Annotated in this window: 13 protein-coding genes and 2 pseudogenes; 5 read left to right on the forward strand and 10 right to left on the reverse strand. The window is 64.2% G+C overall.

Features of this window, described 5'->3' with window-relative positions; translation table 11 throughout:
* Window positions 1–38: 38 nt before the first annotated feature.
* Window positions 39–2,129 carry a hypothetical protein gene (locus QH270_RS16945; RefSeq protein ID WP_280343202.1) on the forward strand — a complete coding sequence of 697 codons (2,091 nt, stop codon included), beginning with the start codon at window positions 39–41 and terminating at the stop codon, window positions 2,127–2,129.
* A gap of 297 nt (window positions 2,130–2,426) precedes the next feature.
* On the opposite strand, the gene QH270_RS16950 is transcribed toward QH270_RS16945, so the two are convergent.
* On the reverse strand, window positions 2,427–2,642 hold the full coding sequence (locus QH270_RS16950) for a DUF6283 family protein (protein ID WP_348537666.1): 216 nt from the start codon (window positions 2,640–2,642) through the stop codon (window positions 2,427–2,429).
* 359 nt (window positions 2,643–3,001) lie between these two features.
* On the opposite strand from QH270_RS16950, the gene QH270_RS16955 reads away from it, so the two are divergent.
* On the forward strand, window positions 3,002–3,349 hold the full coding sequence (locus tag QH270_RS16955) for a histone-like nucleoid-structuring protein Lsr2 (protein ID WP_280343205.1): 348 nt from the start codon (window positions 3,002–3,004) through the stop codon (window positions 3,347–3,349).
* 739 nt (window positions 3,350–4,088) lie between these two features.
* On the opposite strand, the gene QH270_RS16960 is transcribed toward QH270_RS16955, so the two are convergent.
* From QH270_RS16960 to QH270_RS16990, 7 genes are all read right to left on the reverse strand, one after another.
* The gene (locus tag QH270_RS16960; protein ID WP_280343208.1) at window positions 4,089–4,271 is read right to left on the reverse strand and encodes a hypothetical protein; all 183 of its coding nucleotides are present in this window, start codon (window positions 4,269–4,271) and stop codon (window positions 4,089–4,091) included.
* A complete protein-coding gene (locus QH270_RS16965; RefSeq protein ID WP_280343302.1) occupies window positions 4,268–5,341 on the reverse strand; it encodes a recombinase family protein in 1,074 nt (357 codons plus the stop codon). The genes QH270_RS16960 and QH270_RS16965 overlap by 4 nt, the downstream gene beginning before the upstream one ends.
* A gap of 1,090 nt (window positions 5,342–6,431) precedes the next feature.
* Entirely contained in the window at window positions 6,432–7,079 is a 648-nt protein-coding gene (locus tag QH270_RS16970; protein ID WP_280343210.1) for an acetoacetate decarboxylase family protein, read from the reverse strand.
* A gap of 3 nt (window positions 7,080–7,082) precedes the next feature.
* A complete protein-coding gene (locus tag QH270_RS16975; protein ID WP_280343214.1) occupies window positions 7,083–7,526 on the reverse strand; it encodes a nuclear transport factor 2 family protein in 444 nt (147 codons plus the stop codon).
* Window positions 7,527–7,566: 40 nt separating this feature from the next.
* Window positions 7,567–9,498 carry a flavin-containing monooxygenase gene (locus QH270_RS16980; RefSeq protein WP_280343216.1) on the reverse strand — a complete coding sequence of 644 codons (1,932 nt, stop codon included), beginning with the start codon at window positions 9,496–9,498 and terminating at the stop codon, window positions 7,567–7,569.
* A gap of 54 nt (window positions 9,499–9,552) precedes the next feature.
* Window positions 9,553–10,419 (reverse strand): metal-dependent hydrolase, encoded by an 867-nt coding sequence (locus QH270_RS16985; RefSeq protein WP_280343220.1) that lies wholly within the window; start codon window positions 10,417–10,419, stop codon window positions 9,553–9,555.
* Between the two features lie 164 nt (window positions 10,420–10,583).
* Window positions 10,584–11,165: a TetR/AcrR family transcriptional regulator gene (locus QH270_RS16990; RefSeq protein WP_280343223.1), complete on the reverse strand. Its 582-nt coding sequence runs from the start codon at window positions 11,163–11,165 to the stop codon at window positions 10,584–10,586.
* A 254-nt stretch (window positions 11,166–11,419) separates the two neighbouring features.
* Here QH270_RS16990 and QH270_RS16995 point away from each other — a divergent pair, with 254 nt between their 5' ends.
* From QH270_RS16995 to QH270_RS17005, 3 genes are read left to right on the forward strand one after another with little or no spacing between them, the layout of a single operon-like run.
* On the forward strand, window positions 11,420–13,162 hold the full coding sequence (locus QH270_RS16995; RefSeq protein WP_280343225.1) for an N-acyl-D-amino-acid deacylase family protein: 1,743 nt from the start codon (window positions 11,420–11,422) through the stop codon (window positions 13,160–13,162).
* Window positions 13,152–14,048, forward strand: a complete 897-nt coding sequence (locus QH270_RS17000) for an alpha/beta fold hydrolase (protein ID WP_280343228.1) — start codon at window positions 13,152–13,154, stop codon at window positions 14,046–14,048. Before QH270_RS16995 ends, QH270_RS17000 begins: the two co-directional genes overlap by 11 nt.
* A 29-nt stretch (window positions 14,049–14,077) precedes the next feature.
* Window positions 14,078–14,983 carry an alpha/beta hydrolase gene (locus QH270_RS17005; protein ID WP_280343305.1) on the forward strand — a complete coding sequence of 302 codons (906 nt, stop codon included), beginning with the start codon at window positions 14,078–14,080 and terminating at the stop codon, window positions 14,981–14,983.
* Here QH270_RS17005 and QH270_RS17010 read toward each other — a convergent pair.
* A pseudogene (locus QH270_RS17010) lies at window positions 14,984–15,588 on the reverse strand (TetR/AcrR family transcriptional regulator).
* A 66-nt stretch (window positions 15,589–15,654) separates the two neighbouring features.
* Window positions 15,655–16,369: pseudogene (locus QH270_RS17015) on the reverse strand (DUF3556 domain-containing protein); the annotation flags it as partial.
* Between the last annotated feature and the right edge of the window lie 468 nt (window positions 16,370–16,837).

Here is a 16,837-nt window from a genome sequence, read left to right on the forward strand (position 1 = left end):
CATCAACTCGACCTCACCCAGTCGCGGGAGGAGAGCACATGAGCGACACCGATGCCCTATCGCTCTCCGACGCTGTTCTTGGATTGGCTCAAACCAGCAGAGGCAAGCCATTCCCGCACACTGCGATCGAAATCCTCGGGGGATGGCGACGTATTGCCTCCGACGCCGCGACCCTTGCTGGGAAACCAGCGCTTCCGCTCGTGGCCACCCTGATCGCCAGGGACGCACGCCCTGGCGACACTGATGCTGCTGCGGCCGTATCGGCTGTAGCCGCCGCCGTCGTCGCGACCGCCCAGCCGACGCTGTTTCGGGACTCGCTCGACGCGCTCCTGGACAGCGCTGTCATCACCCAAGTTGTCGGCACCAAGCTCGTCACAGATCTCGAAACCGTGGTCGCGGGCTTCCTTGTCCGCGAGCAACCAGAGCAACTCGCGGACCTCGTATCCGCTGACGCGCTCGAGGCGATGACTCGCCTCGTCGCCGCAGGGCACGGATCGCACTTCTCACTGCTAGCGCTGCTGCAGAAATTCACCCGACCGACAGTCCTCCCGATGGCGCGAGCAGTGATCCGTTCGGTGAGCACCTCCGTCGATATCTGGCCGGAAGCAGACCTGTTGGTCGGCATCATCCGCGTTCTCAGCGGCCTCGACCCAGTGGACGGAGGTGACGTCACTCTGGCAGCAGAGGTCGAATCAGACGCCGCATGGGCTCTGGCGACCGCCTCCTTGCTCCGCTCCTTGCGCGCCGCGTCTGTCCAGGAGATGAGCCCTCATCTCGCAGACTCTGCCAAGTACCTTGAAATAACAGCCAACACGTATCTGAGGACCGACGCTGTCCCGATGCTCAGCGTCGTCGAAGCCCTTCGCGAACTCGTCAACGGCATCGTTTCCGGCAACGCGATGAACACGGTGACCACGGCTCCGCTTTCAGCTGACAAGCTCAGCACAATTCGCGAGCAGATCCTGCGATTCAGTATCGATTCCAGCGGCCTGGACCACTGGTACAGCGACACCAAGCGCGCCGCACTGAACGCGTGGGCCACACTTGCCGATGACCTCGAACGGATGGGTCACCAACTCCGCAAGGACGGCTTCTATCAAGCAGAAGTAATCATACGAGACCTACTCTCCATCTATATCAGCGCTAGGACGTTCCGCGTCGGCACTCGCTGTGCAGACATCGTCGGCGTACAGGACTTGATCCAGCCGGTTATCGACGAGGGCTTCGCCAAAAAGGCCAGCCACCTGAGCAACCTCGAAGAATACGCTTCTGGCCTCGCGTCGCGAGACCCCCACAGTCTTGACGACGATGAGCACGCTCAGCTAGAGGCCGCCCGTAGCATCATCGAGATCGCGCGACGCTTGGCAAGGGGAGGAGAAGAGTCGCGGGGAAAAGCCGGCGGCGGCCCACACACGCCGCTCCCACGCTTACTTGGACAACTGGTGCCACTCGGTTCCAATGACGAAGGACTGCTGGCACAGATCTCGCCAGAAACACTCGCCGCTCTCGAACAGCAGCTCGACCATGTCGCCCTGGGACGGTCCCATCTCAACCTCGTGCAGCGGGAACTGCTCGACCTGCTCCGCGAGGCGCTGTCGGCGAGCCCGGACTACAAAGGCGAGGTCGTCGCGGTCGTCGACAACCTCCTGCTGCTCATCATCAATTTCGTAGCCAGCAGAACAAACTCGACAGCCCGACACTTCCCCTACCTCTTCGACCCTGCCGCGAAGGAAAACGCGATCCACGACGATCTCTACAACTACCTGGTCGGCAACCTCGGAAGTCGCGTCGAGTACGAGGTCTTCGACGTCGGCGGCGGACGAGTGGACATCCGGTTGAAGTTCGACGACTTCGCACTCCACATCGAGATGAAGGTGGACGACTCGAAGCTCCCGATGAACGATCGAACTGCATACCTGAAGCAAGCGGCGACCTACGAAGGAAACGACATCCGCATCGGGTTCCTCGTCGCACTGCGACATAAGGCGTTCGATCCCACCGGTCCACCCCCGCACATCAAGTCGCTGATCGGGCACACCGCATTCGATATCAAGGGCGACCCCGAGCCTCGCCACATCATCCATGTCGCCGTGCCAGGAAGCCGAATCAACCCATCCCGTTCCAGGTAGTCAGCAGCGAACCCCTGCAGATTGCAGTGACCAGCGGGACTGCCGGATACTGAACTGAGACGACAATCCGGCTAGCTGCGCCCACAGCGACATCATCGGAAGTCCACCTGTACAATCGGCGCCGTCAACGACGTTCCGGCATGCTAGTCTGCCGTCGGTGATCCTGCGATTTGTATTCGATCGCACTCGATCACAGATTTGTTGATCTCTGATCCACTATTCGTGTGCGAGTCCGCGCTCGCGAACGCGGGAGACCTGCCTCCCGAGCACGACAGTGAGACAGGGTAGACCACCGCGTCAGGGCCGACACCCGATCCGAGGCTTGAGGTGCCAACGCGGAGGAACATAACCACGCAGCTTCTCGTACTCGCCGAAATCCCACACCCCACTGGGAACATCACGCCGGTACGGACAACTCACACACGGCCGCGGCGCCGGCGGTCCTATCTTGTCCACGGCGTCCGCGTCGCGAGGTTCCACAACTCCTCGCTTACTACACAGCAGCCTGGCCACAGACTATCCGTGACCACATCCCAACTGCCCAAGATCACGCCCTGGACGATCGAGGACGCCGACCACAGCGCCACAGTCCGACCACCATCAGTCATAGCCGAGACACCGACAGCTGACCGTCCCACCGAACAAGTAAGGTGGGCCGCCGTACAACAGCGATGTTGTGCGTAAGCCACCACCAGGCCTACAGATTTCGAATGATCCAGCCGGCATCCCCTTACATTCCCACGCTTGGTCGCGGCCGACGATCGCCGAAACTGCCGTCCACGCGCAAAGTCCGGGCGTGAGATAGTCATCCATGCTGCCTCCTAAACCCGGGCGGCAGTGTCGGCCCATTCATCGACCAGACAGGAACACCCATGGCACGCAAAGTGGTAGTCAACATTGTCGACGACATCGACGGCACCACCCCCGCTAGCGAGACGGTCACGTTCGGTATCGATGGCGCCCTCTACGAAATCGACCTCTCCGACAGCAACGCCGCCAAGCTCCGCGACAACCTGACGCAATGGGTCGCACACGCACGCAAAACCGGCCGCACAACCAAATCGACCAGCCGCAACACCGCCGCACCGGCCACACCCACCCGAAACCGCTACGACCTCACCGCGATCCGAGCCTGGGCGGCCGAAAACGGCCACAAAGTCTCCACCCGCGGCCGCATCGCCGCCGAAATCATCGACGCCTACAACAAGGCCGTGGCCTAACCAACCAACCGAACGCCTCGCCAACCCGGAACCGGTCGCCCCCGCGAAGTACCCGCCGACGCCGGCCGACAGGCCGAACGCCGACAATGGCTGCTGTGGCTGCGGCATGCGGTGACCACCACCCCACGCATGCTGGCGGTGTTGCTACTGCTCACCACGCCGGTCTACCTCGTCTACGCGTCGGTCTGCCACGCGTGGTGTCACTGCCGGTCGACGCACTCTGGGCGACCTTCATTTTACGCAGTATGGTTACGTCACAAGCTGCGACCATGGTGCCCGTATTGCCGCGATTGGGACCAGGACGGAGAACGCGAACCATCGCCTGACCCGGTCACGAAGGCAGAGCTGTGACCCTGCCGCAGGGGCCAACTCTGTAGTTTTCTCCAACGCGCATCGTTCGATCAGCGACAGCCAGCGCCGTTGTATGGCAGGACCGGAGTCGCCGTCACGCGATAAGCAACAATGCCCGCACAGACGGTCGCGACGACAGCTTCGGCCGTTCCCCACGGACACTGGCGCCGGTGCCGCAGCCCTCGCTCTACGTGCTCGAGATCGCACCGCTGCTCGGCTGGAGCAACGGCGGACCTCGCCTCAAGGCCACCGACCGCGCTGGCGCGACACGCATGCGGCACGATCGGCACACACATCCTGTCGAACCTACGGTTACGTAGGACATGACAGCGGCTCGACCCGCGGATCGGCTTCCCCTCCAACCAATCCTCGAGTCCTCGCCCAGGTTTCAGCGCAAAGTTGCCGCCGCCGCCGGGATGAACACCATCGCCCGGTCGAGGTCACCCGGTTGGGAACGGTAGGTGAGTTCGCTGACGACGCTGGCTACTGTCGCGGCCAACATGCGCGGGGCGAGATCGTCAGCGCTCCAGCCCTGTTCTTCGGCGAGTAGCTGCGCGCCTTCGCGGATCACTTTGGTGAGCCGGGCCCGACAAAAGGCCTTCGAGCTGCGGATTGGCTTGCAGCATGCGGTCGTACAGGTCGTCGAAGCTGGTGCGCGCGTCCTGCTTGCGACGCAACCACTCCTCGACGGTGTCGAGGATTCCCTGACCTGCGGGCCGTTCGTGGAGTGCCGCGGTCAGTCCCTCGACGCACGTGGAGATTCAGCGCCTGCGCTACTTGGGTTTCGATAGCTTCGAGCTTGTCGCACAGTTGAGATCGTTCGTCCTTGAGTTCGATACGGCGGTCGTTGATTTCAGAGATGAATTCGCGGTCGGTGTCGTCGAGGACTTCGAGGTTGCGGACCAGTTGTTTCATCCGGGTCTCGACGTCGGCTATCTGGGCGCAGCGCCGAAAGCTTGTGCTGTCGTTGCTCTTCGGCGCGTATGCCTGGGGTTGGTCTGCGACCAGGAGGGTGCGTCGGTAGGAGCCGAAGACATGCTGGTTTAAGAAAGTCGCCAGGTGGTCGAGAAGGTCTTGTTCGCGGATGAAGAACGATCCGCCGTTCGGGTGGCCTTCGGGGGCATAGCCCTTCTTCGGCTGGCAAGCATAGTAGGCCGCGACGCGGCGGGTCTTGCCGAACATGCGGCGGTCGCAGTGATCGCACAAACGATATGAGCGAAACCAACAGGTGCGCTTGATATCTGGGCGCACGTTAGAGTCTGCGGTAGCACGCGAGCCGCGCCGGATACTGCGGTTCTGCTGTACCTGCAGGAAGTCTTCCATGCTGACCAGCGCCTCATGGACCGGCTGGTGCGACCACACCCATTCCGAGATGTGGTTGAGCCGGTTCTTGTTGGATTTGCGCCCGTGCCGGTTCCACACCTGGTGGCCGGTGTACTTCGGGTTGGTCAGCACATCACGCACATTGGACCATGTCCAGCGCCCCCGCGCTATTGCCCGATTCACCGGCACCGGCGGCGGATTGGTCACCAGGTCGAGGTTGAGCCGATCGGCGATCTGCTGGTAGGTCAGACGCTCGATGCACCGCCACTCGTAGATGCGCCGTACCACCGGAGCTTGCGCCGGGTCCGGTTCGAGCAGCGTCTTCTTCTGGCCCTTAGCCCTTTTCGCCGGTACCGGGTGCTGGCCTGAACCTCGGCAAGTGCTTGTCCTTCGGCTCCGTCAACAACCTCGATCTCGAACACCGCCTCCGGAGGCGGCCCCGCTTCTGGGAAGCCGGGCGACCGCGCCGGGCGAGTCTCCTCACCGACTGAGTCGTCCCTAGACCCGCCAGCGGTAGACCTGCGCGTCACGATCGTGTACTGCCAGATCGGCCGAAACGAATCCCGACACGGCACCGTCGACCTTCAACACACACGTAGTGGTCAAGTCCACCGTCAAGCACCCGTCTCCGCTCGGCCCTGTCCGGTGCCGGGTCGCCGTGTGGTAGGGAATGCAGGCGCGGCCCGAGATTTGCACGGCACCTGGGCTGATCAGCAGCGCGGACGTCGCCCGCGTTTCATAGTTGGGACTGTCACCGCAGACCTGCTACCGGTGGGGCGGCAGCGGAAACGACGCCATAACCGGCCGTTGTGAAGGGCCGATCGCCGCTCGGTATTCGCCGAGCAGGGGCTCGGTAGAGTTGAATGTTGCGTGCTGAACATAGGGGGTCCTTCCGATTTACGGAGTTGCTGCACAGTACTGGCACCTCGTACCTCGAAAATTGCGTTGGACTTCCTGAGAACTTCGGGGCAAATCGGTTATGGGAAGCCTCCGGCTCACTGGTTCCGGGCCGCTTTCGCTAGTAGCGGGGACACGATTAATCTGCGACCTCTGGGTTATGAGCCCAGCAGACACCGTCCCGGGTACGTCATCCCGTATCGGTGCGTCCTATCCGCGCAGGTCAGCTGGGTAGCAGTCGTCCTCGGCGTCGGACTGATCCCACCCCGGCCGATGCGTCCCACGCTGTCGTGATGCCAAATTTGATGCCAATCGCTCCCCCTGAAAACGGACATTTCATCACCGGTGAGCACTGATCTAACCGCTCGCGTGAGTAGCTGGCAACCTCCTTCGGTATTGCCCCCGTCATGTCGAACGCCCGGGGTTGCGGCAACCCGCCAGGTATCCGGGATTCGGCGCTGTCCGGCTGACATAGGCCCCAGGAATCCGGTGGCGCGCGGCACGACGTCGATCAGACCGTCAGGGTTTCGGCCACACCCATCGTCATGTGGAATCGATACGCACGCATCGACATTCGAGGCGTGGTGCCGTGCAGCCATGCCAGCGGGCCATCCGGATCGAATTCCCAGGAACTAGCGCACGGCAGCGCACGAGCTCTCGCCTGCATGCTCGACAGCTTTGTACCGTCGCCCTCGGGTAGCGGCGGCTGGAATGTGCGGCCGCGTAACGGTATCGGCACTGTCAGCCGCGATGCATCGGTGAAGTGGGCCCGTACGATTGGGTGTTCGCCGGCATCGCAGCCCAGTGCCGTACGAGCCAACGGACCGCGCACGGTCTCGGTCTTGCTGAACTGTGCGAGTTCTTTCGGCACGCCCCAGATCTGCCGTCCACCAGCGACCGAGGCGGGCAGGTCTACCCAGATGTCGGAAATCGTGAAGTGATTGCGATACTCGCCCGAACCGATAACGCGGCCGACCATGAGTTCGGAGTAGACCATTGCGCTGTCCGCGGTGTAGTCGACGAAGGCGACTTGATACGTACCGGCGGGACGGGTTTCGTCGACGTCAGCGCGTACTGCGAAGCTGGCGAGCCACATGTGCCCAGTCATCCGCCACGGTGCGGGCGGATAGGTGGTCGCGTTATCGTCCGGATCGTTCATGGCTCAGACCTTGCCCGTGGCGTCGGAGATCCACGACAGGTCGCTGGTGGCAAAGCTCTCGTACCAGCCTGCGGGGGCATTGTTGGTCAGTTCGCTCATGTCCCAGTAGTCCTTCCACAGAGTGATCTTGCCGTCGTGGACCTTGTGGACCGAGACGAAGTGCAGCACTGCGATTTCGCCGCTGGCCCAAGTCCAGGTCTCGGAATGTTCGAAAAGCACGTCAGTTCCGTTGGTCAGGAGCAGGCCGGGGTGGTTGGCGTAGGCGGCGAGAGGGTCCACCGAGATGCTGAGCTTTTTTATGATGTCGTCGGGTCCGATCGCGGCGATCGTGGGCCCTGTCGGGATGTCGTAGAAGACGCAGTCGTCGGCGTAGTAGGTGCGGGCCTTTTCCCAGTCCCGGTCGGAGACCGCCTGCCACATGCCTTGCACGATTTCGGTTGGTGACACTTCAATTCCCTTCTCGGACAACAAATGAAGATGTTCTCGATCAGCGCAGTACGTAGTCGGTGAGGTCGGCGTGTTTGGTCCAGGTCCAGTAGTCGACCAGGCGCCAGGGGCTGAGGCTGTGGATCTCGCCGTGAGAGTTCTTGTAGAAGGAGTGCTTGACGCTCGGCTGGGTCCATACGAGCCGTGCGAGTTCGGCTTGTGAGCGTGCGTGCCAGTCCTCGCATCGGCTTTGCAGCGGGTCCATCGATCGATGCCCGGAGTCGATGAGCTGCTCCAATGCGCTGCTGATGTAGCGCATTTGGCATTCAGAATGCAGGATGAGGCTGCCGCCGTGCGCGAGGTTGGTGCCGGGCCCGTACATGCAGAACAGATTCGGGAAGCCGGGCACGGTGATGCCCAGGTAGGCGCTGGGCCGTTCGCCCCAGAGCTGTTGCAGTTCGAGCCCGTCGCGGCCGGTGATCTCCATCGGCCACAGCGCGCGGTTGGCGTGAAAGCCGGTGGCGTAGATGATGACATCGGCGGGATAGCGCTTGCCGTCCTCGGCGACCACTCCGTCGGCTTCGATGTGATGGATGCCTTCGCGGATCAACTCCACATTGTCGCGTTGCAAGGTGCGTAGCCAGCTGCCGTTGTCCTGCAGGGTGCGTTTGCCGGTCGCCGGGTAGTCGGGCATGACCTTGGCCAGCAGGTCGGGATCATCGTTGATCTGGCTCGAGATCCAGTGGGTGAACATCAGCCGGGCGGCATTGTTGATCTCGCTGACCGCTTCGGCGGGATCGCCGGTGTAGTCGGGGTCCACGAGTGCTGCCTCGCGGCCCTTCTCGCATCCGGGCCAGAAGAGCAGGAATCGGTACCAGCGGCCGTAGAAAGGCAGATGAGTCAGCGCCCACCGGACTCCCTGCCCGACCGCTGCGTGGTAGTTCGGGTTGGGGAACATCCACTGGGCGGTGCGCTGGAAGATGCTCAGGCTCTTGACCTGTTCGGCGATGGCCGGTGCGATCTGGAAACCGCTGGCACCCGCGCCGATCATCGCCACCTGTTTGCCGGTGAGGTCGAGATCGTGATCCCAGCGCGCGGAATGGAATGCCGGACCGGCGAAGCGGTCCCGTCCCTCCAGCTCGGGGATCTTCGGGCGGTTGAGCTGGCCGACCGCAGAGATGATCGCCGAACATTCCACGATCTCGGCGGGACCGTCGGCGGGCAGGATCGTGACAAGCCAGCGCTGGTGCTGCTCGTCCCAGCGGGCGCCCAGGACCTCGGTGCCGAACCGTACGTGCGGGGCGATGTCGTGCTCGTCCATGACCCGCTGGAAGTAGCCCTGCAACTCCGGCTGCTGGGCGAAGTATTCGCTCCAGTCATAGCTGGGTTCGGCACTGTAGCAATAGAAGTGATTGCCGACGTCGACGCGAGCGCCGGGATAGGAGTTCTCCCACCAGGTTCCGCCCACGCCAGAATTCTTCTCGATGATGATGTACGGGATTCCCATCTGCTGGAGTCGGATTCCCGCGAGAAGGCCGGACTGGCCGCATCCGATCACCACGACATTGAAGTCGTCTCGATCAGAGTGGTCAGATTCGCGAACCGCTTCGTCGGGGTCGGTTCCGTCGAGTTCGAGGTCCGCCAGCACCATCGGCAGGTATTCCTCGGGCACCTCCTCGCAGACCAGCCACCGCATCATCTCTGTGATGACTTCCCCGGACAACGGGGCCGGTTCCGGGCAGCCGCGATCTCGGTAGTCGCGCAGGATCGGCAGTGCGAGCTCGCGCACTGCGGCCTGGTCCTCGGGCGACATGAAGCCCTGCACCTCGTTGAGGAACACCCCGTTGGGCCGCAACCGATCTCGCAGCAGTTCGATGTCGCCGGTGATGTGCACCAGCGACAGCATCAAGGTCGGGATGCTGAGGTCGAGCAATGCGGCGGCGATGTCGTCATCGGCGTCGGTGAACGGTACGCCGGCCCAGCGGTTACGCATGGATCATCCAATCTCGACCGGGAACTTCAATGCCCGGGTCGTCCAATTTTTCCGCTATCGAGGCTGCTGCGCGGTGGCATACCAGCGGGTAATGTCGCGGCCCTCGGACTCCGCGCCGTACCACTCGGCGGTGAATTGCGGAATCGGCTGCCGGTCAGGGCGGTGGAAAGGTAGCTGGGACAGCATGATCCGGTACAGTATGCGCAGCTGCTGCCGCCTGGGGATGTCCCGGAACGCCTGGGTCCCGACGAATCCCCGTGAGGTGTCACTCGCGCCGCCGCGATCGGCTGCGGGGATGTACTTGCTGAAGTCGTCGGCGATCATCTGCATCACCATCATGATGTGGCGCATTGCCTTGGGCATCTGGCGCGTGCGCTCCCACGGCCGTCCGACGGCGGCCTCATAGATGGCGAACGCCGAGGACCGGTGTTCGATCTCTTCCATGAAGTGCCAGATGAACAGCGACGCAACATGATCCGCGCCGCCTCGAAACAGCGCCGGTTCGTTGTTGAGCATCGTCCCGAACAGGGGCGTGAAGGTCGCTTCGATATCGGCCATGTAGGCCAGGTGGAATTCGAGGGACTCGCTCTCGAACAGATCGGAGTACGCCTGGTCGATCTTGGCTTGAGTCTGGGCGAGCATCGGGTGCTGCTTCACCAGGCAGGCGACGTGACGACGATGCATGCGTGCGTGTTGCGCCTCCTGTTGCAGGAAGTCCTTGGCCTCCCGCTCCATCGGGGTGCCTTTCAACCGCGGCGCGGCCTGCTGGATCGCCATGACGATGTACCGCTCGAAGGCCGGAGCGGCGAAGCTCATCGCGTTGCACAGTTCGGAGAAGTCGGGGTTGGCAGGCTGCCACAGGAACGGCGTGCTGTCCGGTTCGAACGTGAACGGTGGTTTCCGTACCTTCAGGGTGCTCACAACAGTCCTCCCGCTCACCGCCGCGTGGCCCGGACCGAACCATCTGCGACGTTTCTCATTTCTGTCTCAACAGAGTGTCGGCAGGAGGGTGCGCTGTCAAGAGCGGAGGTGTCAACACAGGCAAACGCGCGAAGATGCCAGGGCAGCCGAGCGCGGTGGCAACGCTATTCGGCGCGAGGCTTGATCAGGGGGAAGATCGCGTAGCGCTTGAGCATGGCGAGCCGATGCTCGCGCGGATGCTGGAAATGCGGCTCAAGCAGGCTCAATTGGATGCCGATCAGCCATTCGATCGCGTCGTGGGCGACGATGTCGTCGTACAGGTAGCCGGCCTCGGCATTGTCGCGCAGCAGCGCTTCGAGCATGGGGGTGAGCGCGGCGGTCATCGCTTCGAGGCCACCGCCGACCCGCGCCATCGCGGACGGTCCCCCGCCGCCGTGCGCCTGCAATGCCTTGAACCAGTGTTCGGAACGCAGCGCGTCACTGAACAGCAGCATCCCTTGCGCAATGCGGTCGAGAGGGTCGGCGATGTGCTCGATCTGATGTGCCACGATCCCGGCCATCACCGCGGTGCGGGTCATGAGAACCTCGCGGACCAGCTCATCTTTGTCCGAGACATGGCGGTAGACCGTCGCTCGCGAACATCCGGCGAGCTCGGCGACCTCATCGATACGCACGGCCAGCGGGCCACGCTGGTCGATGATCTCGGCCGTGGCGGCTATCAGCCTGCTACGGACATCGCCTACCACGAAACCTGCCTCCCACCCTCGCTCGGCGACCCGGCGTCGCAGCGCAATCGGTCATGCTACCAGGGACTTAGCCGCCAGCCGGACCTGCACCGGCGGGCTGCCGAGCAATGTTCGCGCCGAACGATTCCCGTGATCCCGTTGATACGAGAGGCTCCGCGTGAGATGCTTTCACAATACGTCTCACCGCTCGGCTGGAAGGCTGGCACCGCCGCCTGGCTCGCGCGGCTTTCGAGAAACCGAGGAGGAAAGCTCTCATGGCCTTCGACACGATCATCCGCCAAGGCCGTTGGTTCGACGGCACCGGCGCGCCCTCCGCGATCCGCAACCTCGGCATCAAGGACGGCCGCGTCACCGCCGTGACCGCCGAGGAACTCGACGCGACCGGATGCCCGCAGGTCATCGACGCGACCGGACGCTGGGTGGTTCCAGGGTTCATCGATGTGCACACCCACTACGACGTGGAGCTGTGGAAGGGCGCGGGCCTAGAGGAGTCGACCCGGCACGGGGTGACCACGGTGGCGATGGGGTCCTGCTCGCTGTCGACGGTTCACGTTGATCCCATCGATGCCGGCGATCTGTTCGGCCGGGTCGAGGCGATCCCGCGCGAGCACGTCGTGAAAGCGATGGAGCAGCACAAGACGTGGACGAACTGCGAGGAATACATCGCCGCGCTCGAGTCCCTGCCACTGGGTCCCAATGTGTGCGCGTTCCTGGGCCACTCCGATATGCGCACGGCGACAATGGGTTTGGATCGGGCGACCGACAAGAAGGTCACACCGAGCCCCGACGAACTGGCCCGGATGCAGCGCATGCTCGACGAGGCCCTGGATGCCGGATTCGTCGGTTTGTCAATGATGAACCTGCGCTTCGACAAGCTCGACGGCGACCGCTGCCGCTCACGCACCGTCCCGTCGACCTACGCCAAACCCCGCGAATTCCGCAAGCTCAGAGATCAGGTGCGCCGCCGGGGCGCGGTGGTGCAGACCGCACCCGATATCAAGCGCCCCGCCGACCTGCTCGCCCACGCCCTGCACGCCACCGGATGGTTCCGCAAGCCGCTCAAGACCAGCATGCTCGCCGCCGCGGACTCCAAGTCCAACCCCTCGGGTGTGTATGTGCTCAAAGCGCTTTCGACCGTGGCGAACCTGTTCGGCGGCAATTTCCGATTCCAGCATCTGCCGGTGCCGTTCACCGTATACGCCGACGGCATCGACTTCGTGATCTTCGAGGAGTTCGGTTCCGGCGAGGAGGCTCTGCACCTGTCGGACTGCGTCGAACGCGACGAGCTGCTCAAGGACGAGACCTATCGGCGGCGGTTCCGCAAGGACTACGACGCGAAGTTCGGGATCAAGGTCTGGCATCGCGACTTCTTCGACGCCGAAATCGTCGACTGCCCCGACCCTTCGGTGATCGGGAAGTCGTTCGGGCAGGTCGGAATCGAACGCGGCGGATTGCATCCGGTCGACGCGTTCCTGGATCTGGTCGTCGAGCACGGCCGGGCGGTGCGCTGGCGCACCACCATCTCCAACCACCGGCCGCAGGTGCTCGACAAGCTCTCCAAGGACCGATACGTCCAGATGGGGTTCTCCGATGCCGGGGCGCACATGCGCAACATGGCCTTCTACAACATGGGCCTGCGCCTGCTCAAGCGCGTGATCGAAGCCGAGGCAGCAGGCGCCCCGTTCATGACCGTCGACCGTGCGGTGCACCGGCTTTCGGGAGAGCTGGCCGATTGGTACGGCCTCGATGCCGGGCACCTGCGGGTGGGCGATCGCGCGGACCTGTCCATTCTCGACCCAGCGCACCTGGACGAGTCGGTCGAGGCGTACGCCGAGGAGGCCGCCGAGCCGTACGACGGGATGGTGCGCATGGTCAACCGCAACGACGAGGCGGTCGCTGCCGTGTTCGTCAACGGTCGGCAGGTCGTCGCCGACGGCAAACCCACCGAGGCGCTCGGCTCGGTCCGCACCGGGAGCTTCCTGCGCAGTGCCTACTGAACCGGAAGTCCTCACCATCGACCTGCCGCACCTGAAGGTCTCCGCGCTGGCGTGGGGACCGCCGGACGGGCGGCTCGCCGTGTGCCTGCACGGATACCCCGACACCGCGTGGACGTGGCGGCATCTGGGTCCCGAGCTGGCCGAGCAAGGCTACCGGGTGGTCGCGCCGTTCACCCGGGGCTACGCCCCGACCGCCATCCCAGAGGACGGCGACTATCACATCGGCGCGCTGATGTTCGACGCCATCGAACTCCACCGTTGTCTCGGCGGCGGCTCCGATGCCGTTCTCATCGGCCACGATTGGGGCGGGTTCACCGCCGTCGCCCTGGCCGCCCACCCGGATTCGCCGTTCACGAAGGTTGCCGCCCTAGGAATACCGGTGCTGCACGGCTTCCGGAACCGCATGCCGCCGCGGCTGCTGCGACGGCTCCCCGCGCAGACCCGGCAAAGCTGGTATGTGCTGTTTCAGCAAATCCCCGGAGTCTCCGAACGCGCCCTCGGACGCCTCATTCCGAAACTCTGGCGCGACTGGTGCCCCGAGGGCTACGACGTCACCGAAGATGTCGAAAGGGTATGGGCCGCACTGCCCGACCACGCCCATCGTACGGCGGCGCTGTCCTACTATCGCTTCCAGTTCCAACCCCGCCGCCAGCCCACGCCCTACCGGACCTTGCACCGCAGCTGGCGTACGCAACCGGCCCGTATGCCGATCCTGGTTCTGCACGGTGCGACCGACGGCGCCCTCGACGCCCGTCTCGCCGCGTTCAGCGCCGAACGCCTCCCCACCGGCAGCCGGCACGAGATCGTGCCCGCCGCAGGGCATTTCCTGCATCTCGACCAGCCGCGGCACATCAATCGATCGATCATCGAGTACCTCGCCCGATGACCGATCGCGCTCAGGAAGACAACGTTGTCATGATCGGATCCCCGTCGAAGATGTCCGGGGTGGACCCGGCCCTGCGCCACGTCGCACGTTTCCTGCCAACTGGATCCGCACTGCACCGCGGACTGACGGTGCCTCGGGTGATCATGGGACTCGCCGGCCGAATCGGGGAACTACCCCGGATCTCCATCGCAAGGGTCAATCCGGATGTGACCGTGCGGATACACCGCCCCGCCGGTCGAGCAGGCTCCGGACCGGCGCTGCTGTGGATCCATGGCGGCGGAACCGTCATGGGCAGCGCCGCCCAGGAAGACAAGCACTGCCGACGACTGGCCGACCACTGCGATATCACCGTAGTGGCCGTCGACCATCGGCTCGCGCCCGAACATCCCTACCCGACCCCGTTGCTGGACTGCTACGAGGCCCTGCGCTGGCTGGCTCGCCAATCATGGATCGACCCAGCTCGTATCGCCATCGGCGGAGCCAGCGCCGGTGGCGGCCTCACCGCGGCCCTCGCCCTGCTGGCACGCGAGCGCGCCGACATCACACCGGTGCTGCAGCTGATGACGTATCCCATGCTCGACGACAGGACCGGAACCACCCCCGACTCCCGCGCCCGGATCATGTGGTCGGGACAAGACAACCAGATCGCTTGGCGCTGCTACCTGAATGGATCGGATCCGGCGCACGCCTCACCGGCTCGCAGGACAGACCTCGAAGGATTGCCGACGGCATGGATCGGAGTCGGCACGCTCGATCTTTTCTATCCGGAGTCCGTGGCCTACGGCGAGCGGCTCCGGGCAGCAAACGTGCCGACCCACACCGAAATCGCGACCGGAGCGTTCCACGCGTTCGACATGATCGCACCCAATGCCCCTGTGTCCCAGCGCTTCTTCGCAAGCCAGTGCCACGCGCTGCGGACCGCGCTGGCACCATGATCACCGCAGCGCGCGGGCGGCCACGGCCGGTCCCACCCATTCCCTCAGGAACGCCCGCAGATTTTCGCCGTGCCGGGGCGGGCGGCCGGGATCGATCACGAAGGATTGCGCTGCGCGCAGGATGAATTCAACCAGCCCGTCCAGCGCGGCCTCGTCGAAACCTCCTGCCGCCCAAACCACCTCGTATCGCTAGAGGAGCTGACGACCGAACGCGAAAGCCGCATCGGAAGTGATCCCGGCGGAGCTGGCCCCCGGGCGACCGGGCGGGATCAGCAGTCCCAGATACTTCTGCTTCGGGAGCTGTTCGAGCACATGGGCGATGCCCTCCGCCACCGCCTCGGCCGGATCGTGAATGCCCTGCACATGGGCGGCCAGATCGTCGAGATAAGGCCCCATCTCCTCGATGGCGGTGCGCTGCAACATCGATTCCGTGCTGGGAAAGTACCGATACACAGTTTGCCGGGGCACACCGAGTTCACGGGCGATGTCGGCGATGCGCATCTTGTCGCCACGCTCGCCGATGACCCGGCGGGCGACCGCCAGGATCCCTCGACGGCCTCGGCATCGGTCAGCGCCGCATCGCCCGACCATCCGTGTGTGCGCACCAGCGCCCCCCGGCTACGGCGAAACCCCTTGGCGCAAGAGTACTGTCGCCGCCGATGCGCCCGGGGTCAGCGCGCCGGTGAGCCGGTCGGCACGTCGATGTGCACCGGTACGTCGTCGTCCCAGGGTTGCCGGATCACCATGTCCGCCACGTTCAAATAGCCGGTCTCGAATTCCCCGGTGGCCGCGTCGACGAGACGGTACCGCTGGTGTTGCCGGTGGATCGGCTGCCCGTCGATCAACGCGATGCGAACCTCGCCGCGTTCGAAGCGGCACCGTTTCTGCAGGGCCGCCACGAGCTGTTTGTTGTGCATGTGCCCGTCCCCGAAGTTCCATCCGATCGCGGTGCTGCACAGGGTTTCACCGTCGATGAGCACATAGTCGTCTTCGTGCCGCCCGCCATGGCGCGGTGGGCCAGGGTGAACATCGCCCGGCCGTGGGTGTTGAATCCGTGGAAGGCGTAGCCCATGTAGAGGTGCATCTGCGCGTTCTCCGCGCTGCCGAAGAACTTCTCGCGTTGCGCGGCGGGCATGCTCGGGATCGAGACGATGCTCCGCTCGAGCTTCTCTGACGCCGACGGTTTCATGCACCACAGCGAGGTGTCCCAGTTACCGGCGTAATACCGCATCCCGGGCAGGAAGGAACCTTGCGGGGGAACAGATTTCCCAGCACCACGGTGCCGACGAGGACGAGAACCAGCACGATCGGTCCGGGACCGCTCAGGTCGCCGAGTCCCACGTCCGGATGCCCGACGAACAGCGCCAGCACCGCAAACATCATGAAGGCCAGGACAGGCGGCAAGCAACTTGAGCACAGTCTGATCGCCGTGCCCTCGCGCTGCGACTGCTCGGCGGGCGGCTGGGCTTGTTCGCGCTACCCCGAGGGTAGCCGCGATGGCTTGTGCCGATCGCGGCAGCCGGCAGGGCGCTGAGCGTAAGAGGTGGGGCGTAGTCCTCGCGCGGCGACGAGATTCTGAGATCGGGTCCATCGCGGCGGCATCATCTTGGCCGTGCTCGTCGCAAGGGTGGTCGTTTCACCGCCGGCTCGATGCGGTTCGCCTCGACCGGAGCAAGCGATCGAGGCGAACCTTCCCCGTGCACCCACACGCCGCACACGTCGCGGGGCACTCGCAAACTTAGTCGGGTCAGCGGCTCAATCATGCGAGCCGCGCCAACACGACGGCGCAGGCAGCGTCGGTTCCAGACCGACGAGCCCTCGGAGTGAGGCGCGAAACGGGTTCCGCTGGCTACG

Origin of the sequence: Nocardia neocaledoniensis (assembly GCF_029868625.1) — a bacterium.
Lineage (GTDB): Bacteria > Actinomycetota > Actinomycetes > Mycobacteriales > Mycobacteriaceae > Nocardia > Nocardia neocaledoniensis_A.